This is a genomic window from Paenimyroides ceti (assembly GCF_030409925.1).
Genome location: NZ_JAUFQU010000019.1, coordinates 1 through 25,385 on the forward strand (window position 1 = coordinate 1; position 25,385 = coordinate 25,385).

Annotated in this window: 27 protein-coding genes and 2 pseudogenes; 23 read left to right on the forward strand and 6 right to left on the reverse strand. The window is 35.8% G+C overall.

Going from position 1 to position 25,385, the window contains the following annotated elements; all coding sequences use genetic code 11:
• Positions 1-53: 53 nt before the first annotated feature.
• From QW060_RS18940 to QW060_RS18970, 7 genes and pseudogenes are all read left to right on the forward strand, one after another.
• On the forward strand, positions 54-230 hold the full coding sequence (locus QW060_RS18940) for a hypothetical protein (RefSeq protein ID WP_290364928.1): 177 nt from the start codon (positions 54-56) through the stop codon (positions 228-230).
• 90 nt (positions 231-320) lie between these two features.
• Positions 321-479 (forward strand): annotated as a pseudogene (locus tag QW060_RS18945) (hypothetical protein); the annotation flags it as partial.
• 43 nt (positions 480-522) lie between these two features.
• Positions 523-579: pseudogene (locus QW060_RS18950) on the forward strand (hypothetical protein); the annotation flags it as partial.
• Positions 574-792, forward strand: coding sequence for a BspA family leucine-rich repeat surface protein (locus tag QW060_RS18955; protein ID WP_290364932.1), 219 nt, complete (start codon positions 574-576; stop codon positions 790-792). The pseudogene QW060_RS18950 and the gene QW060_RS18955, both read left to right, overlap by 6 nt.
• A gap of 69 nt (positions 793-861) precedes the next feature.
• Entirely contained in the window at positions 862-1,365 is a 504-nt protein-coding gene (locus tag QW060_RS18960) for a hypothetical protein (protein ID WP_290364929.1), read from the forward strand.
• An 82-nt stretch (positions 1,366-1,447) separates the two neighbouring features.
• Positions 1,448-1,873: a transposase gene (locus QW060_RS18965; protein WP_290363853.1), complete on the forward strand. Its 426-nt coding sequence runs from the start codon at positions 1,448-1,450 to the stop codon at positions 1,871-1,873.
• 4 nt (positions 1,874-1,877) lie between these two features.
• On the forward strand, positions 1,878-2,207 hold the full coding sequence (locus QW060_RS18970; RefSeq protein WP_290363852.1) for a helix-turn-helix domain-containing protein: 330 nt from the start codon (positions 1,878-1,880) through the stop codon (positions 2,205-2,207).
• 47 nt (positions 2,208-2,254) lie between these two features.
• Here the strand turns inward: QW060_RS18970 and QW060_RS18975 are convergent, their stop codons facing one another.
• Entirely contained in the window at positions 2,255-3,847 is a 1,593-nt protein-coding gene (locus QW060_RS18975; protein WP_290363851.1) for a peptide chain release factor 3, read from the reverse strand.
• A gap of 161 nt (positions 3,848-4,008) precedes the next feature.
• On the opposite strand from QW060_RS18975, the gene QW060_RS18980 reads away from it, so the two are divergent.
• From QW060_RS18980 to QW060_RS19005, 6 genes are all read left to right on the forward strand, one after another.
• Positions 4,009-5,958, forward strand: coding sequence for a peptidylprolyl isomerase (locus tag QW060_RS18980; RefSeq protein ID WP_290363850.1), 1,950 nt, complete (start codon positions 4,009-4,011; stop codon positions 5,956-5,958).
• A 90-nt stretch (positions 5,959-6,048) separates the two neighbouring features.
• On the forward strand, positions 6,049-7,413 hold the full coding sequence (locus QW060_RS18985) for a peptidylprolyl isomerase (protein WP_290363849.1): 1,365 nt from the start codon (positions 6,049-6,051) through the stop codon (positions 7,411-7,413).
• Positions 7,414-7,698: 285 nt separating this feature from the next.
• The gene (locus QW060_RS18990) at positions 7,699-9,972 is read left to right on the forward strand and encodes an aconitate hydratase (protein WP_290363848.1); all 2,274 of its coding nucleotides are present in this window, start codon (positions 7,699-7,701) and stop codon (positions 9,970-9,972) included.
• Positions 9,973-10,070: 98 nt separating this feature from the next.
• Positions 10,071-10,409: a hypothetical protein gene (locus QW060_RS18995; protein ID WP_290363847.1), complete on the forward strand. Its 339-nt coding sequence runs from the start codon at positions 10,071-10,073 to the stop codon at positions 10,407-10,409.
• Positions 10,410-10,414: 5 nt separating this feature from the next.
• A complete protein-coding gene (locus QW060_RS19000) occupies positions 10,415-10,981 on the forward strand; it encodes a hypothetical protein (RefSeq protein WP_290363846.1) in 567 nt (188 codons plus the stop codon).
• Positions 10,982-11,413, forward strand: a complete 432-nt coding sequence (locus tag QW060_RS19005) for a hypothetical protein (RefSeq protein ID WP_290363845.1) — start codon at positions 10,982-10,984, stop codon at positions 11,411-11,413. It begins immediately after the preceding gene.
• Between the two features lie 37 nt (positions 11,414-11,450).
• On the opposite strand, the gene QW060_RS19010 is transcribed toward QW060_RS19005, so the two are convergent.
• Both QW060_RS19010 and QW060_RS19015 read right to left on the reverse strand, forming a co-directional pair.
• A complete protein-coding gene (locus QW060_RS19010) occupies positions 11,451-12,899 on the reverse strand; it encodes a glyceraldehyde-3-phosphate dehydrogenase (protein ID WP_290363844.1) in 1,449 nt (482 codons plus the stop codon).
• A gap of 128 nt (positions 12,900-13,027) precedes the next feature.
• On the reverse strand, positions 13,028-14,422 hold the full coding sequence (locus QW060_RS19015; protein WP_290363843.1) for a trypsin-like peptidase domain-containing protein: 1,395 nt from the start codon (positions 14,420-14,422) through the stop codon (positions 13,028-13,030).
• Between the two features lie 141 nt (positions 14,423-14,563).
• Between QW060_RS19015 and dapF the strand changes: the two genes are divergently transcribed.
• From dapF to mltG, 3 genes are read left to right on the forward strand one after another with little or no spacing between them, the layout of a single operon-like run.
• Positions 14,564-15,355 (forward strand): diaminopimelate epimerase, encoded by a 792-nt coding sequence (gene dapF / locus QW060_RS19020; RefSeq protein WP_290364759.1) that lies wholly within the window; start codon positions 14,564-14,566, stop codon positions 15,353-15,355.
• A complete protein-coding gene (locus tag QW060_RS19025; RefSeq protein ID WP_290363842.1) occupies positions 15,355-15,882 on the forward strand; it encodes a GNAT family N-acetyltransferase in 528 nt (175 codons plus the stop codon). The genes dapF and QW060_RS19025 overlap by 1 nt, the downstream gene beginning before the upstream one ends.
• The gene (gene mltG / locus QW060_RS19030) at positions 15,879-16,916 is read left to right on the forward strand and encodes an endolytic transglycosylase MltG (RefSeq protein ID WP_290363841.1); all 1,038 of its coding nucleotides are present in this window, start codon (positions 15,879-15,881) and stop codon (positions 16,914-16,916) included. The genes QW060_RS19025 and mltG overlap by 4 nt, the downstream gene beginning before the upstream one ends.
• A gap of 32 nt (positions 16,917-16,948) precedes the next feature.
• Here mltG and QW060_RS19035 read toward each other — a convergent pair whose 3' ends face one another.
• Positions 16,949-17,644, reverse strand: coding sequence for a hypothetical protein (locus QW060_RS19035; RefSeq protein ID WP_290363840.1), 696 nt, complete (start codon positions 17,642-17,644; stop codon positions 16,949-16,951).
• Positions 17,645-17,683: 39 nt separating this feature from the next.
• Between QW060_RS19035 and QW060_RS19040 the strand changes: the two genes are divergently transcribed.
• From QW060_RS19040 to QW060_RS19055, 4 genes are all read left to right on the forward strand, one after another.
• Positions 17,684-18,283: a DUF1684 domain-containing protein gene (locus QW060_RS19040; RefSeq protein WP_290363839.1), complete on the forward strand. Its 600-nt coding sequence runs from the start codon at positions 17,684-17,686 to the stop codon at positions 18,281-18,283.
• Entirely contained in the window at positions 18,273-18,935 is a 663-nt protein-coding gene (locus tag QW060_RS19045; protein ID WP_290363838.1) for a TatD family hydrolase, read from the forward strand. The genes QW060_RS19040 and QW060_RS19045 overlap by 11 nt, the downstream gene beginning before the upstream one ends.
• Before the next feature lie 24 nt (positions 18,936-18,959).
• Positions 18,960-19,682, forward strand: coding sequence for a tRNA threonylcarbamoyladenosine dehydratase (locus QW060_RS19050; protein WP_290364758.1), 723 nt, complete (start codon positions 18,960-18,962; stop codon positions 19,680-19,682).
• Positions 19,683-19,801: 119 nt separating this feature from the next.
• Complete coding sequence (locus QW060_RS19055) at positions 19,802-21,061, forward strand: Nramp family divalent metal transporter (protein WP_290363837.1); 1,260 nt, start codon at positions 19,802-19,804, stop codon at positions 21,059-21,061.
• Positions 21,062-21,229: 168 nt separating this feature from the next.
• Here QW060_RS19055 and QW060_RS19060 read toward each other — a convergent pair whose 3' ends face one another.
• Together QW060_RS19060 and QW060_RS19065 are read right to left on the reverse strand one after the other, a co-directional pair.
• Positions 21,230-21,901, reverse strand: a complete 672-nt coding sequence (locus tag QW060_RS19060) for a thioredoxin family protein (protein ID WP_290363836.1) — start codon at positions 21,899-21,901, stop codon at positions 21,230-21,232.
• A 1-nt stretch (position 21,902) separates the two neighbouring features.
• Complete coding sequence (locus QW060_RS19065; protein ID WP_290363835.1) at positions 21,903-22,427, reverse strand: TlpA family protein disulfide reductase; 525 nt, start codon at positions 22,425-22,427, stop codon at positions 21,903-21,905.
• 195 nt (positions 22,428-22,622) lie between these two features.
• On the opposite strand from QW060_RS19065, the gene QW060_RS19070 reads away from it, so the two are divergent.
• The 3 genes from QW060_RS19070 to QW060_RS19080 are packed head-to-tail and all read left to right on the forward strand — an operon-like array spanning position 22,623 to position 25,178.
• Entirely contained in the window at positions 22,623-24,590 is a 1,968-nt protein-coding gene (locus QW060_RS19070; RefSeq protein ID WP_290363834.1) for an endonuclease, read from the forward strand.
• Between the two features lie 31 nt (positions 24,591-24,621).
• Positions 24,622-24,816 (forward strand): hypothetical protein, encoded by a 195-nt coding sequence (locus QW060_RS19075; RefSeq protein ID WP_290364930.1) that lies wholly within the window; start codon positions 24,622-24,624, stop codon positions 24,814-24,816.
• A gap of 38 nt (positions 24,817-24,854) precedes the next feature.
• Positions 24,855-25,178, forward strand: coding sequence for a hypothetical protein (locus tag QW060_RS19080; RefSeq protein WP_290364931.1), 324 nt, complete (start codon positions 24,855-24,857; stop codon positions 25,176-25,178).
• Positions 25,179-25,385 lie beyond the last annotated feature (207 nt).

Consider the following 25,385-nt stretch of genomic DNA (forward strand, 5'->3'; position numbering starts at 1 on the left):
CAGCCAGCTTTAGCATTACGGCGGCGACAGAGATTTTTGTCACGGTATGGGACATGAGCAAGCCAAATTCCCGCAATACGATCATGTTTTATCCAACCATTTCTCCGGGTCAGTCAGTAGATTATTTCTGGATGGCCTCTGGTGGCAGTACAGTAACGGAACGATTGCAGCAGCAGGTACTTACGAAGTTAATATTTCAGGCCTGCCTGCAAACGAAATTATTACCCTGAACCTAAAACCTAAGCATCTCAAAGCAATTAAAATCAGAGACGCGCAGTCTATCTCTGTGCCATTTCTATTGACCCGACGTTCTCCAATGGGGTACGGCACAATGGACTACAATGGATAGTATGTTTCTCGGATGTAGCAACCTGAACATTACCGCTACAGATGTGCCTGACCTGAGTTGGGTGACAGACATGTTCTCTATGTTTAGTCAATGTACAATCCTTAACGGACCAGCCAATATTAACAGCTGAATACCACAAATGTAACGCGCATGAGAGGTATGTTTTATGAAGCACCGGCCTTAATCAGCCTGTTGGCAACTGGAATACCGAAAAGGTAACAGACATGGGTATATATGTTTTTGGAGCTTCGGCTTTTAATCAGGACATTGGCAGTTGGAATACGCAGAATGTAACGGACATGAGTTATATGTTCTATGGTGCATCGTCTTTTAATCAGCCTATCGGCAATTGGAATACTGTTAAAGTAGCCAATATGAGTTTTATGTTTCATAATGCATTAGTTTTTAATCAGAATTTGGTAACTGGAATACCTCTCAGGTAACCAATATGAAGAACTGTTTTCAGTAATGCTTTCAACACGGCACATCCGGTGCTTAACGATAAAGAAGACATGATGTATTTTGCATCTGATCGTCCCGGAGGCTTCGGAGGGTCTGATATCTGGCGTATTGCGCTGCACCCGAACGGTACTTTTGGCGGTCCTGAAAACTTAGGTCCTCATATCAATACCGAAGGCAGAGAGAATTTTCCTTTTGTAACAGCGAACGATGAACTGTACTTCAGCAGTGACGGTCGTCCCGGACTTGGAGGACTGGATGTTTTTGGAGTAAAAATCAAAGACGGCGGAGCATTTGGAGAAGTGATGAATGTAGGAACCCCGGTCAACAGTGCGTACGATGATTTTGCTTATATGATTGACATGAGTACTCAGAGAGGCTTTTTCAGCAGTAACCGTCCCGGAGGTAAGGGCAGTGATGATATCTATGGCTTTACACAGACACGAGCACTGGAATTGGACTGTACACAGCAACTAACAGTACGGGTGATAGATGCAGCTACACAAGAAGTGATCACAATGGTTGCTGGAGACTCAACAGTATCTAACCAAAGATGATAAGAGCTTATTATCAGAAGCTTTTTTCAAGATGGTGTATACTTTATAATTTGTTAAAATAAAGAACTTAATAATTACAGCAATGTTTTTGAAAGATATACATATTGGTAAATTATTAAAGCAACGGGTTGAAGAATTGGAAATGGACCCTGCCAGAATAACTGCTTTTATGCGTTGTACAGAACAAGAGATTCTTACTACGTATAAAGAAAAAATGATCTCTACAGATCGCTTACTACGTTGGTCAAAATTGTTGGGATATGATTTTTTTAGATTATACAGTGGACATTTGGTTTTATATCACCGCGATACTTCTATTAAGATAAATAATAAAGACAAATCAAGCAGTTTGCCTGTATTTAGAAAGAATATTTACACAAAAGAAATTATTGACTATATAGTAGATCAGATCTCTACAAAGAAAAAAACAATTAAAGAGGTGATAACTGATTATCAGATTCCGACAAATACCTTATACCGTTGGTTAAAGAAACACACTAAACAATAATCATATGAATACAATGCCTAACTACAACCGGATATATGAAGATCTTATAAAAGATATGTTTCCGGATAAATCAAACGAACTGTTATTATTAGTTACAAAAAAGATAGAGAACAGTTTAGATGTAATAGAGTTAAATGAGCAGTTGTTTAAAAAAAACAACCGTGAAAAGATGGAATATAATCAAAGATTAAAAGCTTATGATGTGGAAAGTATCAAAGCGATATTAAAATATCAGGAAGATAATTTCTTGACAAATTCCGAATTAGCAAGCTTGTTCCGTCTTAGTAGAAATACAGTTACAAAATGGAAAAAAATGACGTTTCATACCTCTTGACAGGAGTAGAAATAATAAAAGAGAAGGTGAAAAACCTTCTCTTTTTATTATAAAATGCGTTCAGAAACATAATCGAGTTTTACAGACGGATATTTACTTTCTGTCATTTGAATCGAAAATTCCGAATCTGCTAAGAATACCAATTGTCCTGATTTATCTTTGGCTAAAAATTTTTGTTTAACACGTTTGAATTCTGCAAATTCTTCATTTTTGGGATCCAGCGGCCGTACCCAACAGGCTTTAAAAGCAGAAAAATTCTCATACGTACACTTAGCACCATATTCATGTTCAAGACGGTACTGAATAACTTCATACTGTAGCGCTCCTACTGTACCAATGACTTTACGACCATTTAATTCTAACGTGAATAACTGCGCTACCCCTTCATCCATCAGCTGATCAATTCCTTTCTCCAATTGTTTTGATTTCATCGGATCTGCATTATTGATATATCGGAAATGTTCCGGTGAGAAACTTGGAATTCCTTTAAAAGTCATCAATTCCCCCTCGGTTAGAGTATCACCTATTTTGAAGTTTCCGGTATCATGTAACCCTACAATATCTCCGGCATAAGAGATATCAACAATTTCTTTTTTCTCAGCAAAGAAAGCATTCGGGCTTGAAAATTTTAGATTTTTACCGAGTCTTACGTGGGTATAAGGTTTGTTTCTTTCAAAAACGCCTGATACTATTTTTACGAAAGCCAAACGATCTCTGTGTTTCGGATCCATATTGGCATGTATTTTAAAAACAAAGCCCGAAAACTTGTTTTCATCAGGTTCAACCAAACGGGTGTCTGACTGCTTTGCTCGAGGTGACGGAGCAATTTCTATAAAGCAGTCTAAAAGCTCACGAACTCCGAAGTTGTTAAGAGCAGAACCGAAAAATACGGGTTGAAGATCCCCATTGATATAAGCATCTCTGTCAAATGGCGGATATACTTCATGAACGAGTTCTAATTCCTCTCTCAATCTGTTCGCAGGTTTTTCACCTATCAGTTGGTCCAGTTCATTACTTTGTATGTCGCTTACTGTAATTACATCTTCTATATTTTTACGGCTGTCTTCTGAGAAAAGGTTGATATTGTTTTCCCATATATTATAGATTCCCTTAAAATCGTATCCCATACCAATTGGAAAGGAGAGTGGTGTAACGGTTAGATTGAGTTTTTGTTCTACTTCATCTAATAGTTCAAAAGCATCTTTTCCTTCGCGATCCAGCTTGTTGATAAATACAATCATAGGAATGTTTCTCATTCTGCAGACTTCTACAAGCTTTATCGTTTGCTCTTCAACCCCTTTAGCAACATCGACCACTACAATAACAGAATCTACAGCAGTAAGAGTTCGAAAGGTATCTTCTGCAAAGTCTTTGTGACCTGGAGTATCTAATATGTTTATTTTTTTATCTTTATAATTAAATGCCAGAACCGATGTAGCTACCGAGATTCCTCTTTGACGTTCAATCTCCATAAAATCGGAAGTAGCTCCCTTTTTTATTTTGTTGCTTTTTACTGCTCCGGCTTCCTGAATTGCTCCACCGAATAAAAGTAGTTTTTCTGTCAGAGTTGTTTTACCGGCATCAGGGTGTGCAATAACGCCAAAAGTTCTTCTACGTAAAATTTCGTCTTTAAAACTCATTTTTTAAATTTATTTTCCGCTGCAAAAATACTATTTATTTATAGATAATGCCTTTTAATATGATATTGGCCACTAATATTTTGTTAAGACTGATTTTTTGATAGTGAAATACTCTTACTTATTGCTATTTTTGTTTTTCTTTATTTAAATCGCTACAAGAAATGAAATTACAACCATTTGCATTTAGCTTACTTACAGCCTTGTTGTACTGCAATACTTATGCACAGAAACCAACAGATGAATTGGTGAAAATCAATAATCACTCCTATAATGTTGAGGAATTTGAAAGGGTATATACAAAGAATCTGGATTTATTAAAAGACGAAGAACAAAAAAGGATTGATAATTATATGGATTTGTTCGTGCTTTATAAATTAAAAGTAGATAAGGCATACGAACTTGGGTTGGACAAAGATAAAAACTACATTAGTGAGTTTAATCAGCACAGAAGTCAACTGGCAGAAAAATATTTTGTTGATGAAAAGGCAATTGATAAATTAGTAGAAGAAGCCTATGAACGTTCAAAAAAAGAAATTAACGCTTCACATATTCTGTTTTTGGTAAATGATTATGCTTTGCCGACAGATACACTAAAAGCGTATAATAAAGCTATGGAAGTGCGTAAGGAAATTCTCAATGGAAAAGATTTTTCTGAAGCTGCTCTTGAATATTCAGAAGATCCTTCGGCAAAGGCAAACAGAGGAGAGTTAGGTTACTTTACAGTATTCAGAATGGTATACCCATTCGAATCCGGTGCTTATAAAACAGAAAAAGGAGCTGTTTCATTGCCGGTACGCTCACAGTTTGGCTATCATCTGATCAAAGTGAATGATATAAGAGAGGTGCGTTCTGCAAGAGATGTTTCTCATATATTCATAAGTAAGGAAGCCCATACAGAAGAAGAAGCTCAGCAAATCGCCGATAAAGTATATGCTTTGTTAAAAAGTGGTACTGCGTTTGAAGATCTTGCTGCTGAATATTCAGATGATCTTACGAATAAAAATGAAGGTGGGAAAATCAATAAATATTTTCCGAATAAACTGGCTATTGATTCCTTTGATGATATGGTATACGGACTTACTGAAGTGAACACCTTTTCTGTACCTTTCAAAAGCCAGTTTGGATGGCACATTGTACAATTAGATAAGATTTACCCTATTCCAGGTTTTGAAGAAAGTAAATCGAATCTCATCAATAGAGTTAAAGGGGATGCAAGAGGTCAGATCATGAAAAAAGATTTGCAGAATCATTTAAAAGAACGTTTTCATTATAAAGAAAACAAAACTGCTCTTGCAACAGCTCAGAAATACATAACTAAAGACATCTATACAAAAGCGTTTAACAAGCCTGAATTAAAAAAACCGGCTACTATTGCAACTTTTGCAGATGTAAAAATTACAGATGCTCAGTATCTCGACTATGTAAATATCAATTATGACCGTTTGTTGTATATAACTCCTGAAGACGCTCTTGCAAGAATTTTATATGATAACTTTATATCAAAAGAACTTGAAAGTTATTATGACAGCCGTTTGGAGACTGATTTTCCGGAATTTAGAAATACGGCTCAGGAATACAGAGAAGGTTTGTTATTATTTGACCTTATGGAAAAAGAAGTTTGGGGTAAGGTAAAAAAAGATACTTTAGGTTATACCGGTTATTATCAAAACCATGCTGATGAATACCTTCAAAAGGAAATAGTTGAGGGAACTATTTTTACGTTTGATAAAAAGAAGGCCGCAACAAAATACCTCAGCTATCTTGAGAAAATCAAAAAAACAAAAGACATTGCTTCTGTAAAAACACCCAAAGTGGAATACAGTGCTTATAAAGGAGAAATGGAGTTAACCGACAGCCGTTTGCCTCACGATTTTACACCAAAGGAAGGATCTGTTTCCTTATATGAAAAAGGAGGTAAATATCTTGTGATCGATATAGAGAAGCACCGCCCGCAACAAATGATACCATTAGAAGAAATACGTTCAAAAGTAATACAGGATTATCAGGAGTTATATGAGCAGCAATGGTTAGATGCATTGAAAAGTAAAGCAGATATCCGTATCAATGCAAAAGTACTCAGTGAACTGAAAGCCAAATATTCTCAGAAATAATCTTAATAAAAACAAAATACGTATTCATATTAAAAAACTGAACGTATATTTGCCCGAAGATCTTTTATTTTAAGAAGAAATAACCATTTTATGAAAGTAATTTTTAAAAATACCCTCTTATTATTTGCTTTACTGGCTACTTTTTGTTCAGGATTTGCACAGCAGAGTAAAAAAAGAATTGATGGAGTGGTAGCCATTGTAGGAGAACACATTATTTTGGATTCGGATATTGATATCGGTTTTGTCGAAGCAAAAGCAGTAGGATATGATGTTTCCAATGCCTCCAGATGTGAGATTTTAGGAACACTTTTAGAAAACAAATTATTCATGCATCAGGCAGTGCAGGATAGTATTGTTGTTACAAAAGAAGAAGTTAACTATGAATTTGACAGTCAGCTTGATCGTATGGTTGAAAGTGCAGGGTCTTTGAGCAATGTATTGGATTTCTATAAGAAAAAGAGTGTTGATGAAGTAAGAGAATCTCTTTCAACTCTGATTGAAAATAATATGCTTGCATCCCGTATGCAGCAAAAAATCGTAGAACATGTGCAAATTACTCCCGAGGAAGTGCGTCAGTACTATATGACAATTCCAAAAGAGCAATTGCCAATGATCGGAGAAGAAGTAGAACTTGCTGAAATAGTAGTGAAACCGGAGATTACCAAAGAGCAGAGACAAGCTGTAATTGATAAGCTTAACGAAATACGCCAGGATGTAATGGAAGGAGACAGCTTTCAGAACAAAGTTTATATGTACACAGAAGATCCGGGATCTATCAGCACCGGAGGTTTTTATGTAGTTGATAAAAAATCACAATTTGCAAAAGAATTTAAGGATACTGCCTTTTCACTGAAAGTAGGGGAAATTTCAGAGCCTTTCCTGACAGAGTTCGGATACCACATCATTCTGTTAGAAGATATCAAAGATAATAAATTGCAGGTGCGTCATATATTAATGGCACCTAAGCCAACTGAAGCGGCTATTGAGGCTGCTAAAGAGAAAATTGCAAAAATCAGAAGTGAAATTGTAAACAACCAAATCTCTTTTGGAGATGCTGCCCGAAAATATTCCGATGCAGAAGATTCTAAAAACAGTGGAGGTATTTATCTGAACCCGATGACAAGAGATACGCGTTTTGAAGTAAACCGCATACAAGATAAGTATTTGTACAGTATGGTAAGCGGTTTGGGATTAAACGAAATTTCCCAACCGGTATTTGTAAATGACATGTATACAAGACAGAATTTCTATCGTATGGTTCAGGTTACCAAAAAAATTGACGAACATTTGGCTGATTATGATCATGATTATTTGAAAATTAAAGACAATGCATTAAATGTAAAACAATCCAAAATTATTGGTGAGTGGATTACAAAAAAAATAAAAGATACGTATGTACAATTAAGTCCTGATTATAAAGACTGTACCTTCAAAAGTAACTGGTCTAAAAAATAGAGAATATCACATATTGTTTAAAGTCATTTCAAGAAATTGGAATGACTTTTTTCATTTTATCATTTTGATTATATTTCTCTGTTTATATAAGTAAAAAAAATCATAAAAGAATCAGAATTCTTTAATTGACCTTGTTGAACTGTTGAAAGATAATTACTAAAATAGAATAATTATAAATAATAATTCCTTGAAATTAAGGTTTTATTAAAAATTTTTAAATTTCAATTACTTTTCATAAATTTGTGCCACTTAACGATTAATTATAACTAACTCAATTTATAAAGTATGGCTTTTGATATTGAAATGATTAAAAAAGTGTACGAGAATATGCCTGCTCGTGTTGACAAAGCGCGTGAAATAGTAGGACATCCATTGACACTTTCTGAAAAGATTTTGTACTCCCACTTATGGGAGAATATGCCTTCTCAAAAATTTGAACGTTCTAAAGATTATGTAGACTTTGCACCAGACAGAGTTGCTTGTCAGGATGCAACGGCTCAAATGGCGTTGTTACAGTTCATGCATGCAGGTAAATCTAAAGTAGCTGTACCTACAACAGTACACTGTGATCACTTAATTCAGGCAAAAGTAGGGGCAGAGAAAGATTTGGCAGTAGCTAACACACAATCGAGAGAGGTTTTTGATTTTCTTTCTTCTGTATCTAATAAATACGGTATCGGATTCTGGAAACCGGGAGCAGGTATTATTCACCAGATCGTGTTAGAGAACTATGCATTTCCTGGAGGTATGATGATTGGTACAGATTCACATACAGTAAACGCAGGTGGTTTAGGTATGCTTGCTATTGGTGTTGGTGGAGCTGATGCAGTTGACGTAATGTCCGGTATGGCTTGGGAACTGAAATTTCCTAAACTAATCGGTGTGAAATTGACAGGTAAATTAAGCGGATGGACTGCGCCAAAAGACGTTATTCTGAAAGTAGCTGATATTCTTACCGTAAAAGGAGGTACAGGAGCTATTGTAGAATATTTCGGTGAAGGAGCTACCTCTATGTCATGTACAGGAAAAGGAACCATTTGTAATATGGGAGCAGAAATCGGAGCAACGACTTCTACTTTTGGTTACGATGATTCTATGAGAAGATATTTGGCAGCAACAGGTCGTAAAGATGTAGTTGAAGCAGCTGATAAAGTAGCAGATTATCTTACAGCAGATGCTGAGGTATATGCAAATCCTGAAAAATATTTTGATGAATTAATTGAAATTAATTTATCTGAATTAGAACCGCATATCAACGGTCCGTTTACTCCGGACAGAGGAACACCGGTTTCTAAAATGAAAGAAGAAGCTATCGCTAACGAATGGCCATTAAAAGTAGAGTGGGGATTGATCGGGTCTTGTACTAACTCTTCTTATGAAGATATGTCCCGTGCGGCTTCCATTGTTGAACAGGCAGTAGCACACTGTATAACACCTAAAGCTGAATTTGGTATCAATCCGGGTTCTGAGCAGATTCGTTATACTATTGAACGAGATGGTATCATTGAAACGTTTGAGAAAATGGGAACAAAAGTATTTACCAATGCTTGTGGACCATGTATCGGACAATGGGATCGTGAAGGAGCTGAAAAAAATGAAAAAAATACCATTGTTCACTCGTTTAACAGAAACTTCTCAAAACGTGCTGATGGTAACCCTAATACACATGCTTTTGTAACTTCACCTGAAATGGTTGCTGCTTTAGCAATATCAGGACGTTTAGATTTCAACCCGCTTACAGATACTTTATTAAATGATAAAGGAGAAGAGGTAAAATTGGTAGCTCCTACAGGAGATGAATTGCCAAAAAGAGGTTTTGATGTTGATGATCCGGGTTATCAGGCACCGGCAGCTGATGGTTCTGGTATCGAGGTAGTTGTATCTCCGGATTCACAGCGTTTACAGTTGTTAGATCCTTTCCAGCCATGGGACGGTAAAAACATTACAGGTGCTAAATTGTTGATTAAAGCTGAAGGAAAATGTACAACGGATCATATTTCTATGGCTGGTCCATGGTTGCGTTTCCGAGGACATTTAGATAATATTTCTAATAACATGCTTATTGGAGCTGTTAACTTCTTCAACAAAGAAACCAACAAAGTTAAAAACCAATTGACAGGTACTTATGGAGAGGTTCCTGCAGTACAAAGAGAATACAAAGCTGCTGGTATCCCGTCTATAGTAGTAGGGGATCAGAACTACGGAGAAGGTTCTTCACGTGAGCATGCGGCAATGGAGCCTCGTCACTTAGGTGTAAGAGCTGTATTGGTGAAATCTTTTGCACGTATTCACGAAACAAACCTTAAAAAACAAGGAATGTTAGGATTAACGTTTGCTAATGAGGCAGATTATGATAAAATTCAGGAAGATGATACCATCAACTTCTTAGATCTTACAGAATTTGCACCGGGTAAACCTTTGTCTTTAGAATTTGTTCATTCAGATGGAAGTAAAGACATTATCTTGGCAAACCATACTTATAATGATAGCCAGATTGCATGGTTCAAAGCCGGTTCAGCGTTAAACCTGATCGCAGCAGATGCAGAAGGTCATGCATAAACAGTAGTTATAAAACTTTAAAAATCCAATCAGAAATGATTGGATTTTTTTTAATTCAAAATTTAGAAGTTATGTATCTTTGTATAAAGATTTAAAAAATGCTGATAGCAATTGCTGTAATATTATTTGTTCTGGGAGCTTTGTTTTTCTCTACAATTATTCTATTGGCCAGCGAGCGCGATTTTTTTAAGATCATTACCATTAATACGCTGCTGCTTTTAGGATACTTATTTGTGGCTCAGAAGTATTCTGCTCAACTTTCAGAGGACAATCTCTTTGGCGTAGGAAAATTATGGTTTCTGGTAATCTGTCTTTCTATTCAGGTAGTAGTGGGGTTCATTCATGCCATCAAACGAAAGCGCAAACACTTGGAAGCAAAAAGAAAAAAGATTCTTGAACCACCGCATCCGGAACAAACCGGAGAACCCTTAAATTAACATCCATGAATTTTGAAAAGAAGAGTCGTTATCTATTAATTACTCTTATGCTATTGTTGTACCTCATTTTTATGGTAACAATTCTGATGGATTACAATCATTCTGTAGTACTCATGCTGTTTGCAACTGTCATTACATTCTGTGTACTCATTGCCTGTTATCGATTACCCATTCATTATGATCATTATACAACGGATAAAAGAGAAAGTATTTTATTGTCATTATGGATTCCGGTAGTGGCAGTATTTACCTTTTTTATAAACAATAACACAGAATTAGGAATTGTTCTCATTGCCTCAATGATAGGTACTATAGCAGCTTTCCTTCCTCTGGTTTTGAGAAAGTCCGGTTTTGTCAGACAAATGCCTGAAGCCATTTATTGTGGTGCTTTTGTAGGGATGACCAGTTATGAAACAGCACAGTCCTATTTGTTTATTCTTATTGCAGGATTATGTGCTGCTGTATTGTATTTTATGTTAAGAGTGTTTTTTAAAGGAGTAGGAGGTAAACTGGGAAGTATTGCCTTTGGAGGTGTTTTCTTTGCTTCTTTGCTTTATTTTATATCTTACTAAATGGAAATTTTTGCAATAATCTTATCAGCTGTAACAGGAGCATTGGCTACGTATGTAATCAATAGAAAATGGCAGTGGGGAGCAGTAAAAACATCTGCCTTACTTTCCTTACTGGTTGCTCTGTTTTTCAAAATGTTTCCTGACGTACTGAATGCTTATCTGACTCAGAATATTCCTTTTGTATTCATTGGAGCGAGTTTTATAGGAATGGTATCTGTCCGACTGGTAGCCCGTTACTGGATTTTACTAATTGCAGGTGTTGTTTTTGGAATTCTATACCTGCATTTAGGCAAACACTTTGTAGGTTACGGAGGTCTACTGGGACTTTCGGCTTCCATTTCCCTTTTATCCGTTATGGGATTGAACCTCCTTATTGTAAAATACCTCAAAGCATTCAGAAAGATTACCCTAAAAAAAAGAGGAACTGATTGAACAATTCCTCTTCTATATTTATTTCTGTAACAATCTACTAATAGTAAACGTATCTTCTTACTTTTGCAATGTGTTTTGCAAGGCGAATTACCTGATGACTGTATCCGTATTCATTATCATACCAGATGTAAAGCACAAGGTTTTTTCCGTCTGCAGAAACAATAGTTGCATTACTGTCATAAATAGCTGGAGCAGAAGTTCCCACAATGTCAGAAGAAACTAGCTCATTGTTTAGCGAATATTTAATTTGCTCAACCAATTCACCTTCTAATGCATATTGTTTCATGATTTTATTAATACCTTCAATAGAAGTTTCTTTACCTACTTCTAAATTCAATACAACCAATGATCCGTTTGGAACCGGAACGCGAATTGCATTAGAGGTAAGTTTTCCTGCCAATGAAGGCAATGCTTTAGCAACTGCACTACCAGCACCGGTTTCGGTAATTACCATGTTTAGAGCAGCAGCTCTTCCACGACGGTATTTTTTGTGCATATTATCTACAAGATTCTGGTCATTGGTATAGGCATGAATAGTTTCCAAATGTCCTTTGATAACGCCTAAAGATTCTTCAACAGCTGCTAATACAGGTGTGATAGCATTAGTAGTACAAGAAGCTGCAGACCATATCTTAGTAGTAGCTACATCGTAGTTATTATGGTTTACACCATAAACGATATTTGGCACTCCTTTGCCCGGAGCCGTAAGCAATACCTGAGCTGCTCCGATTGATTTTAAGTGACGTGATAAAGCTTCTTCATCTTTAAAAGCACCTGTATTGTCAATAATCAGTGCATCTTCAATGCCATATTTTGTATAATCAATATCTTCAGGTTGTGCAGCACTGATCATGTGAACAGTAGTTCCGTTGATCAATAAAGCTTCGTTTTCCAAATCAGCCGAAACAGATCCTTCAAAATCGCCATGTACGGAATCATATCTTAATAAAGATGCACGCTTTTCTAAAGAAATTTCATCATTTTTATCTCTGGTAACAATTGCTTTTAATCTCAATTGTTGTCCTTTTCCAATTTTAGCCATTAATTCTCTGGCCAATAAACGTCCGATTCTACCAAAACCGTAAAGAACTACATCTTTAGGTTTGATTTCAACATAGTTTTTTGCATCTTTCAGTTTATCTACTACAAAAGATAAGGCATCATTGTACTTATTATCTTCTAAGTGATATTCATACGTTAATTTTCCAATATCAATACGTGCAGGAGGTAAATCTGATGTTAAAATAGCTCTTGCTATTTCTACACTGTCAAATACATTGATTGGTTTTTCAACAAACTTTGCAGCATACTCATGTAAGTTGATGATGTCACTTACATTTCTGTCCAGTAATTGATTTCTGAAAAGAACCAGCTCAATTGATTTGTCATACCATAAATCATGTACGATTTTGATGAATTCCACACAAGCTTTTCTTCGATCTGCTTGAAATGCTAACTCCTTTTCGTATAATTTGTTATTTTCCATTTGTGAAATATTGTAAAATTGTGTTGTTATAAAAAGTGCCACAAAAGTATTAAAAAATCTGAATATATTTTTTAAAAACAAAAAAAGAACCTCATCAAATAAGGTTCCTTTAAAATATTTTTATTATTTTATAATATCAGACGTATTCTTTCTCTTTTTCGGGTGATAATATCGAGCCTTATATTTTTCTGGCCTCCTGATTTATTCAACAAGGATTGAGCGGTTTCAATATCAGTCGCTTCGTTTCCGTCAATACCAATAATAATGGCCTCTTTTAGTTCATTTTCATACGCTTTGAATTGAGGATTTTCAATGTCTTTAATTTTTACACCATATCGGATACCCAGCGCCGCTTTTTCCTGATCAGACAGATTCTCTATTTCAAAGCCATTATATTGAAGGCGGGCAATTTCTTTTTTAGAGAGGGCAACTTCTACTGTCATCTCTTTGCCTGCGCGTTGCAAATTTACTTTTACAACATCGTCCGGGCGTTTGGTAGCAATGATTGCATTCAATTCTAAGAAATTATTGATGGTACGATTGTCTATCTGAGTAATGATATCGCCTTTTTTGATACCGGCTTTTTCTGCTCCGGAGTTAGAAGTAACCTGATCTACATAAAATCCCTGCGTAAGTTTTAACTGTTTTTCCTGAGCAATCTGACGGTTGAGCTCAAATCCTTGCACTCCCAAAATGCCCTGTTGTACTTTTCCAAACTCCATAAAGTCCTGAATAATTTTACGGGTCATATTGGATGGTACAGCGAAAGAATAACCGACGTATGAACCGGTCATGGATGAAATCATCGTGTTGATTCCAATAAGTTCTCCGCGACTGTTTACAAGGGCACCTCCTGAGTTTCCTGGATTCACTGCTGCATCTGTCTGAATAAAAGACTGAATTCCGGTATTGGATAAATTTCTTGCTTTTGCGGAAACAATTCCGGCTGTTACAGTAGAGTTGAGGTTATAAGGATTACCAACAGCCAAAACCCATTCACCGACATTGATGGCGTCTGAATCACCAAATACGGCAAATGGCAGCTTCTCGTCTGTTTTTATTTTCAATAAGGCGATATCGGTTTTGGAATCCGTTCCGATTAAATCTGCTTTGAAGGTACGGTTATCATTCAATGTAATTTCCAGATCATTTGCTCCCTGAATAACATGGTTGTTGGTTACGATGTAGCCATCCGGTGAAATAATTACACCTGAACCTGTACCGATCTGAGCCTGGGTTTGCCCTCCCTGATATCCGTAAATAAATTCATATACAGGATTACGGGGAGCCGTTCGGTACGATACGTTTTTTACGTGGACCACGGTATGAATGGTTTTTTCAGCCGCTTGTGTGAAATCCGGAGCTTCATACGTATTGGCTACAGTTCTCAGAGGTGCTGCAGTAGTAATATCGTTGCTCATAACAGGCAGAAGTGGACTGTCTTCAATAAATAGTTTATAAGCACCTAAGGTGATAACGCCACTTAACAGAGAAGTTAAGAATATGGCTGGTATTTGTTTCATGTTCTAAATATATTTTATTGTTTTTCACAATAAAGTTATTTAATAAAAATAAAAGCAAATAGCTGTTTAACTACTGGTTAACAGATTTTAACTTGTTATTAAATATTGCTAACTTTGTATAGTACAAACCGATACCACACCATGCAGAAAATAACTTTTTATAAGTATCAGGGAACCGGAAATGACTTTGTTATGATTGATAACAGAGCATTATTTTTTCCTAAGGAAAATCAAGAAGCAATTGCATTATTATGCGACCGCAGATTTGGAATTGGTGCAGACGGACTCATTTTGCTTGAAAATGATGCAATTACTGATTTCCGAATGGTATATTATAATTCTGATGGTAGTGAAAGCACTATGTGTGGAAATGGCGGCCGTTGTATCGTTGCTTTTGCAAAACAGCTTGAAATTATAAAAACACAATGTACATTTATGGCTGTAGACGGACTTCATCACGCTACTATTAAAGAAGATGAAGTTGCTTTACAAATGATTGATGTAAACGAAGTGCGTGTAAATGAACATCAGATTTTTGTCCATACAGGTTCTCCGCATCATATTGTAGAAGTAAATAATCTTGAGAGTTATAAAGTATTTGAAGAAGGCAAAAAAATACGCTATGCTGCTTTATATACTCCCGGCGGAACTAATGTAAATTTTGTAGAAGCCATTGATACCAATCATTATAAAGTTCGTACTTATGAGCGTGGAGTAGAAGATGAAACATTTTCCTGTGGTACAGGTGCGACGGCAGTGGCTATTGCTATGCATCATTTAGGAAAAGCTACAAAGGAAGAAATTGGTATAGTAGTTCCGGGAGGAAGTCTTACAATCTCTTTTTCCTGCGTTGCTCCAGGCATCTATGAAAATGTAATTTTAAAAGGTCCTGCAAAAAAAGTTTTCAGTGGCGAAATTTCAATAAACAGTTAATGAATTTAGTTGGCGAATCTGTATATCTCAGAGCTTTGGAACCCGAAGATCTGGATTTTATCTACGAGATAGAAAACAATCAGGCTCTTTGGGAAGTAAGCCATACGCAAACACCCTACAGCCGGTTTTTAATACGTCAATATTTAGAAAATGCCCATCAGGATATCTATGAAGCAAAGCAGCTGCGTTTGGTTATCGTTGCAAAAAAAGAAAATAAGGCTATCGGTCTGATTGATTTGTTTGATTTTGATCCGAAAAATGAACGTGTTGGTCTTGGTATCGTTATAGTGGAAAATCAGGATCGCAATACAGGCTATGGAACTGAGGCAGTCGCTCTATTGATATCGTATGTATTTGAGTTCTTAAATGTCTACCAAATTTATGTTAATATTAGTTCCGATAATGAACCAAGTATCAAGCTTTTTTCTAAATTTGGCTTCGAATATATCGGTACTAAAAAAGCATGGAATAAAGTAGGAATGATTCGCAAAGATGAACTTCTCTTTCAATTAATTAACAACAAATGAATTTAAAAAAAACGGTTAGTATACTCGCGGTAATTATCTTATTTGCTGCATTGGGGTATGGAGTTATTCTGTACAAAAAAGCTTTTACGGGCAATACTAAATTTGAGGAAAGAGAAGTATATGTACACATTCCTACAGACAGTAATTTTGAAGAAGCAAAAGCAATTCTTGGTAAATATATCAAAGATATGGATGCCTTTCAATCTATTGCAGGACAGTTTGGATATGAAAACAATGTCATTCCCGGGCGTTTTTTACTGAAAAAAGGAATGGGTAATTATGAGCTTTATCAGGCCTTACGTCAGAACCTTCCTTTAAATGTCACATTCAATAATCAGGAAACCATTCAAAAACTGGCAGGCAGGCTTGCTTCTCAGATAGAACCGGATTCTGTGGAAATACTAAAAGCATTTACAGATGAAAAGTTTTTAAAAGAGGCTGGCTTTACGAAAGATGATGTATTAGCTATGTTTTTGCCGAATACATTTGAATTTTATTGGAATACGACTCCTTTAAAAGTACGCAATACCTTACATAGAGAATATATCAAATTCTGGAACGAAGACAGAATTGCAAAAGCTGAAAAACTCGGACTTACACCAAATCAGGTGTCTATTCTGGCGGCGATTGTTCAGAAAGAAACGGCTAAGGTAGATGAGCGGCCAAAAGTAGCCGGAGCGTATTTAAACCGCCTTAACAGAGACATGCTTTTACAGGCCGATCCGACAGTAGTATATACAAAAAAATTATTATCCAATGATTTTGATCAGGTCATAAAAAGAGTATACCTGAAAGATTTACAGTTAGATTCTCCGTATAATACCTATATGTACAAAGGACTTCCAAAAGGAATGATTGCTATGCCTGATGTTACCTCTATTGATGCTGTACTGAACCCTGAAAAACATGATTATATTTATTTTTGTGCCAGTGTAGAGAATATAGGCTATCATGCATTTGCAAAAACTCTTGAAGAGCATAACCAAAACAGACAAAAGTATGTGGAATGGCTCAATAAAAATAATATAGAGTAAATAAAAAAGAAGGTTTTTTAAAACCTTCTTTTTTATTTACTCATACGGGAATCAGATGAAGAACTGCTTTTAGAGAGAATGGTAGTGGTGTTGCCATTTTCATCTGTAAAAGTTTCCTTTTTTACTTCAGGATCATTCTCCAGCTTTTTGAACATTTCTGTCATCTCCTCCTGCATTTGATTCATCTGATTAAATACATCTCCAAACCCCGTTGTAAAGGACTCAAAGAGATCAGAACCAAATCCATTGTTAAGGTTTTGGAAAGGAGAAATAGCTTCAGTGTCTCCAGCTTCAAAAGGAGCATTCATCAGATCACTAAAAGAAAACATATTCATTCCCGAATCAGATCCTTTAACGTTATTAATGCTGACAGAATAGAAGCCGTTGTTTTCGGTGACAGCTATTTCAAAAGGAGCAATCGCACCGGTGTTCTGACGGATAGATCGGCTGAGTTGCTGGTTTTTGTTTTTAATTTCTACTCTGACAGATTGAATCAGGCTGTTTTGAATAGATACATCGGTAAACTCTGCGTTGATGTTGTATCTTTCATTAAGCATGGTCTCGATTTCTTTTAATTCATCAAGACTGGTTTGAGCATTTACCTCATACGTAAATGTTTTTTTAACAACTTTGTTGGATCCGGGGTCGGTAGGTTGAGAAAATGCTCCAGTACTGCACAAACAACCTAAACCTAAAAATGTCATTAACAATAGCTTATTCGTTTTCATACTTTTATTTTAATACTTATTTTTGCATAAAAATTTGAGATGGTAAAATTAAGAATTCTGTTGCTGATATTTCCTCTTTTAACTTTTTGTCAACAAAAAAAAACGGAGGCTCAATTGTTTCAGGAAGAGTTGGTTAAGAGTTATGAAGATAAGGATACAAGTCCTTTGGATGCGAAAGAAAAGAGAGAATTCAAAGGTATTCATTTCTTTCCCATAAGCGAAAAATACATGGTTATGGCGCATCTGGAAAAACTGGAAAATGAAAAACCTTTTTTAATGCCTTCAACAGGTAAAAAACAAAACTGGTATAAAAAGTATGGAAAAATAACCTTTGTCATTGATGGAGTAACTTATTCTTTATACGTATATCAAAATCAGGATTTGTTAAGAAGCCCTCAGCATAAGAATCATTTGTTTTTACCTTTTAATGATCTCACGAACGGAAATACTACCTATGGAGGTGGGCGTTATATTGATTTGTCAATTCCTGAAGCTGATACACTTATAGTAGATTTTAATCAGGCGTATAATCCATATTGTGCTTATTCGCCAAGATATTCATGTCCCATAACTCCTGAAGAAAATTTTATTGATGTAGCGATTCTGGCTGGCGTAACCTATACAACAGATGAAAATTAATCTTCATACACATCATTATGCGCCGCTTACAGATACAACAGAAGTAGTCAATCAGTATCCGGAAGCGTTTAACCCGGCTATACCTTACTACAGTATTGGTATTCATCCGTGGTATATTGATGAAGATAAGGTAAAAGAGCGCCTTTTATTAATGGATATACAACTGTCTGGTAAAGGAGCACTGGCAATAGGGGAGTGCGGATTGGATAAGCGGATTGAAACCGGTCTGGATTTACAAATTGAAGTTTACAAACAGCAGGTATTGTTGGCAGAAAAACATAAAAAGCCCATCATACTGCATTGCGTAGCCGCTTATCAGGAAATAGTTGAACTTAAGAAAAAATGGAATATATCTGTTCCTATGATTATTCATGGTTTTTCAAAAAACCGTCAAACTGCAGAGATGTTGATTTCTAATGGATTTTATATCTCATTAGGGAAATATCTGATGCGAAATCCACAGATGGAAGAGGTTCTGAAGAGTACTCCTCCGGATCGGTTGTTTTTAGAAACAGACAGTATGGAAGAATCTATTGCTACAGTATATAAAAAAGCAACAGATATTCTGGGAAGGAACATTGAACAAGAAATTGAACATAATTTTAATAGAGTTTTTAACCGTGATTGTGAGTTCTCTAATGAACATGTATAGCGATCACCTAATTTTTTAATGTATATGGCTGTTTGGCAGGAAAGAGCAGAATTACTATTTAAAACAGAAGGTATTGCAGCCTTAAAAAGTGCAAAGGTATTAGTAGTAGGATTAGGAGGAGTCGGTTCATTTGCCGCTGAGTTTTTAGCCAGAGCCGGTGTTGGAAATATGACCATTGTTGATGGTGATGTGGTGGATATAACCAATATCAACCGCCAGCTACCTGCTTTGCATTCTACTGTAAATGAGCCAAAGATAAAAATTGTTGGAGACCGACTTATGGATATTAACCCTGAATTGAATCTGGAACGCATTCAGGAATTTATCTCTCCGGAGCGCGCTTATGAAATTGTTACAGAAGATTTTGATTATGTACTGGACTGTATTGATAGTATAACTCCGAAACTCAACCTTATTAAGGCAGCCAAACAAAAAAAAGTTAAGGTAATCAGCAATATGGGAGCCGGCGGAAAAATGCTGTCCAGTAAAGTTGTGGTAAAAGACATTAGTAAAACCAATGTCTGCCCTTTGGCAAAAGTAATCAGAAAACGATTGCGAAAAGAAGGAATCAGTTCTGGTGTAAAAGCTGTTTTCTCGCTTGAAAAACCAGATGAAACCAGCCTGAAAATGACGGATGGTAAAAATTTTAAAAAGTCATTTTTTGGAACAAACAGCTGGATGCCGGCTTTATTCGGATTGCATGCTGCAGAAACCGTAATAGTATACTTATTGAAAAAGAATAAATAAAGAAAAAGTGAAATGGAAACATTTCACTTTTTTTACAAAAAAATAATTTAGGTTTGCCTAAAAATGGTTAATTTTAATTTTTGAAAAGTTGCTATAGACTTTATACCTAAATTAACCCTATGAACGAAAAAATACCGCATTCAGAAAAAATAGATAATGTATTAGATGGCAAAACAAAAGGCTTTAAGCAGATACTGCCTTTTTTGGGACCTGCGTTTATAGCAGCAGTAGCTTATATTGATCCCGGTAATTTTGCAACAAATATAGCTGCCGGATCTGAATATGGTTATCTGTTGTTGTGGGTAGTTGCCGCATCTAATCTACTGGCTGTTCTCATCCAGTCTTTGGCAGCAAAACTTGGGATTGCAACAGGAAAGAATTTACCTGAAGTAGCCCGTGAACGGTTTCCTAAAAAAGTTTCATTCTTTTTGTGGATTCAGGCAGAGCTTGTCATAATGGCTACAGATCTAGCAGAATTTATCGGAGCAGCTTTGGGACTCTATCTGTTGTTTAATATTCCGATGATTCCGGCTGCTATTATTACCGCTATTGTTTCCTTTGCAATTCTTGAATTTCAGCGTTATGGATATAAGACCTTTGAAGCTATCATATCCGGTCTTGTGGTAATGGTAGTGTTGGCGTTTGCTTTTCAGACTTTTTTAGCAGATCCTGAAATGCATAGTGTTGCTATGGGGGTGTTTTACCCAGCTTTTGAAGATGCACAGTCCATTATGCTGGCAACGGGAATTTTGGGAGCAACAGTAATGCCCCATGCCATATATTTACATTCTTCGCTGATACAGCATCGTATCATTCCTAAAAACGAAAAACAAAAGAAAAAGCTATTCCGTATGGAATTTATTGACATTCTTTTTGCCATGTTTGTAGCCGGGGTTATCAATATGTGTATGCTTATTATTGCTGCCGCCGTATTTCATACACAGGGACTTGATATTACGGATTTAAAAGATGCTTACCATCAATTGGATATCTCTTTAGGTTCTTTTGCTGCTATATCTTTTGGGTTGGGACTTCTGATTGCAGGTTTGGCAAGCTCTTCTGTCGGCACTATGTCGGGAGATGTAGTGATGCAAGGGTTCATTAAACAGCATATTCCTATTTATCTCAGAAGATTTGTTACCATGATTCCTCCTTTGACCATTATTATTTTCGGAATTAATGCTACTGAAGCACTCATCGTAAGTCAGGTGATTTTATCGTTTGGAATTGCGTTTGCACTGATTCCTTTAATTATGTTTACCAGTGATAAGAAACTGATGGGGAATCTTGTCAATCATAAGATCACTACGGTAGTCAGTTGGCTGGTAGCGCTGTTGATCATCACACTGAATGTGTATATTATCTTTTATTCATTTTGATGCATATTATAAAAAATTGTAATCGTAACTGGAACGGATTATTATCGTTATAAAAAAAGGTGATACGTTAATATCACCTTTTTTAAAATTTAGTTTTTTTGATAAAAAACAATTATTATTTTGATAAGACTACTTCATTCGTTACTATAAAATACTGATGAGATGGTTTTATTCTTTTACTTTAATAGTACAACCAATTGCTACAGTTGAGGTCGTTTTTATCTCCTGTCCTGCAATCAATGCATTTACGGCATCTTCTACATAGCGCTCGCTTACATCATCAGCATTTTCATAATTGTTGTCGATGGCTCCAATATATCGGACAATGTTTTTACCTTTTTCTTTTTGCAAAACAAAAACATGAGGGGTTTTAGTAGCTCCATATTGTGGATATACATGTTGTCCTTCATCAAATAAATACGGAAAAGTAAATCCTTTTTCTTTATACCGTTCCTGCATTTTCTGGAAACTGTCTTCTGGTTGTACTGCCGGATCGTTTGGATTGATAGCGATTACAGGATATCCCTGAGAGGCGTATTTTTTATTCAAATCGAGAATACGATCCTCATAAGCCTTAGCATAAGGACAATGGTTACAGGTAAAAATCACGATGAAACCTTTTGCATCTTTATAATCTGCTAAGGATACTTTCTTATTATCGATGTTTTCAAGAGAGAAATCAGCTGCTTCATCTCCGACCTTGTATCCTTTTGGTAAGGCTTGCTCTGCATTTTTCAGAGAATCTTCAGTTGTAAGTTGTTCTTTGTTGTCTGTAGTTGCTTCTTTTTTACAGGATGCAAAAGCCAATAGAATACAGGCAAGAAAAGCGAATTTTTTCATACTATAAATACTTTTTAATTAATTGTTCAAGTTCATTTTTATTCAGTGATGCTTCTTTAAAATCTAATTTTTGACCGTTTTTATAAAATGAGGTCGCAGGTATTGCTCCTGTCCAATGCGGATCAAAAGAAGGTATCCATTCATTCATTCTTTTGTTGTCATCTAATAAGTATACAGAAGTAGTAATGTTATGAGAAGATAAAAAAGGTTTCATTTTTGTTTCAAAATCTGCTGCGCGATCGAGACTTACGAGAATCATTTCATAGTTACCCTTGTTTTTATACATTTCATTTACTTCCATAAAGTCCGGTAACTCTTCAATACACGGTTTGCACCAGGTAGCCCAAAAATTCACGACATATAACTTGTCATCTTTGCGGTTGATGATCGCCTGAAGGTCTTCATATTGGGTAATGACTGCTACTTTTTGAGTTTGAAGTTCCTGTGTAGCTTCTGTATTTGTATTTTTTTCCTTATTACAACTGACCACAAATAATGTTAATAAAAACAAGCTGAGGTATTTCATTTTTGATGGATTTGAATATTAAAAAGCTCAATTTACACTTTTTTTATTTTTCAGTACCTCAAAAAACATGGTTTTGTTATTTTTTTAAGAAATTTTCATCTTTCCTATGGGAGGAATTCTTTGTTAAGTAAAAAAGACATTTTCAAATTTCGTATGTTTGTCTACAGTTAAAATCCACTTCAAATCTACTTGTATATGAAATACTTATACTTACTGATATTATTGCTGACAGCAACTTATTCTTCAGCTCAGGTTTTAGTTATTAATGAAATAGATTCTGATACACCCAGTACGGATGTTTTGGAATTTGTAGAAATAAAATCGGAAACTCCTCATTTTTCTTTAGACGGATATGTTTTAGCTTTTCTAAATGGAAATACAATAGGCGGAACTGCTTTAAAAATTTATTATTCAGTTGATCTTAGTGGTCTTGTGACCGATGCAAACGGATTACTCTTAGTAGGTAATGTTCAGGTAGCTCCGGTACCGGCATTTATCATCCCTAACAATACCATTCAGAACGGACCGGATGCAGTGGCTATTTATCAGGGTGATATCAGCGCTTATCAAATGTATATGCCTGCTACTACCAACGGACTTATTCATGCGATAGGTCATGGAGTGGCCAATACACCTCCTGCGGCATTATTGACTGCTTTAGGTATTACAGAATATTATTCAGAAAATGCAAACAATCAAAAAGATCAGCATTCAATTCAACGCAATACCGACGGAACTTATTTTGTTGGAACTCCAACAGCCGGTTATCCGAATAACGGTTCAGGTATAACGTACAATGGTATTAGTATTCTGGTTGATACTACCGATAAAAATGAAGGTGAGTCATTTGATATTACTTTTAGTACCCAACAGCCTGTAATACAGGATTTATCATTTAATTACAGCCTTATAAATGATCATTTCACAGAAGATGATTATCTGGCTGATCTTGAAGTATTCATTCCTGCCGGGAATAGTTCAGTAACAAAAACGGTACAGCTTTTAAACGACGGTATTACGGAGGGAGATGAAACCTTATTAATTCAATTTGGAAGCCTTCCGGATGCTTATATGCGCATGAATGATTTTATTGCCATTAATATTATTGATGCCAACTACATCGTTTCTGATTTCGGAACTCCGCTAAATCCTACTTATGGCAATGTATTGCCTACTTATGAAGCAGCATACTATACTTCATTAAACGGTAAATCAGGAATGGAATTACGTCAGGCATTGCAGGATATTATTGCAGATGAAAATACGGTACGGAAACACAGCTATGGAGATAGTGTTGATATTTTAAAGACAGCCGACCAGAATCCGGAAAACAGTAACGAAGTCTGGCTGATGTATGTGGAAGCACCAAGACGTAAAAATCTCTATCAATTGGGAAGTGTGACTACGGGTTTCTGGAACCGCGAACATATATTTCCTCAATCAAGAGGTGGTTTTGCCAATGCAACAAGTTCTGTTGCTGATGGTATTGAAATTTGGGAACCTACCAATGCTGACGATATTGCAGCAGGACATTCGGATGCTCATCATTTACGGGCAGAAGACGGACCTACAAACAGTTCCAGAGGAAATAAAGACTACGGATTAGACGATTATAACGGACCGGTAAACAATCAGGGAAGCTGGAAAGGGGATGTTGCACGGGCTTTGTTTTATATGGATGTTCGGTATAACCTGTTGCATGTGGTTGAAGGTAATCTTCCGGATGCTACCAATTATCAGATAGGCGATCTGAATACTTTAATGCAATGGCATGTTCAGGATCCAAGTGATGATTTTGAAATGAACCGTAACAATTATATTTACACCTGGCAGTACAACAGAAATCCATTTATAGATTTACCGGAATTGGCAGATTATATTTTCGGGGATAAACAGGATGAAATATGGCAGTGGACTGCTTCTACTGAAGTGGCGGATAAATTATTCTTTAAAATGTACCCAAATCCTGCACAGTCTTCTGTTTATATTGAAGGACTTAAAGGGGATGCCATTGTTGAAGTATATGATATGAACGGCAGAAAACTCACTGAGCAGCATTTTTACCAGAGTACAACATTGCCTCTTAATATGAGTACAGGTATTTATTTGGTAAAGATATTGTCTGATAATAAAACCGCAACTCAAAAGCTAATTGTAAAATAATCATTATTTTTATCCTTCGAAAAATAAACCAATGATTATAACCGGATATATTGAATCTGTAACGCCATTTTCATACACAAAAGCTTCTAAAACCATTTATAAAAAGCATGTTTTAGTTACGTATCCTTTTTATAGTCTGATGAATAAAATTTTATTTACCGTTTCTGATCAGGTACAAATTCCGGAAGACTGGTCAACGGCTTATCAGTTAATTTTGAACCTGTAACCAAATATCTGCATGAAAAAATCTTTACGGATTTTTATTTGCATGAAATTTCCGAAGTACAAGAACTCTCAGAAGGACTTATACTGACTATTGTAGAAACTCATATTGAAAAAAAAGAAATCCATATTTTATCAAGAGAACAAGTAAAGGGAAGAACTAAGAACACTGTTGAAATTGATACGGACGATAATAAAAAACTCCATGTTTTCTATTGGGAAGACAATCATTATCTGACCGAAATAAGCGATATTTCTACTTTACAGCTCAATTGTCGCTGTCTTCAATATAAAAACAAATGGATCAATAATATTGAAATCTGGCGTACCGGAATGCAGGAAAATTTCATTGGAAGCATACTATGAGAATGTTAAACTTTATGTTTCCAAAAAGTAAATAAATCGTCGGGATATCTACTGTTTTTTAAGGACTTAACGCCATCTTTATACGCTTTGAAACACGTTTTAAAAACCGTTAAAAAAGCTAAAATGTTGAATTTTAATATTTTATTAAAAATAATAGTCGTAAATTTGCGTCGCTAATATCAGTTTGTGACAGGGCTGAGAAAACAA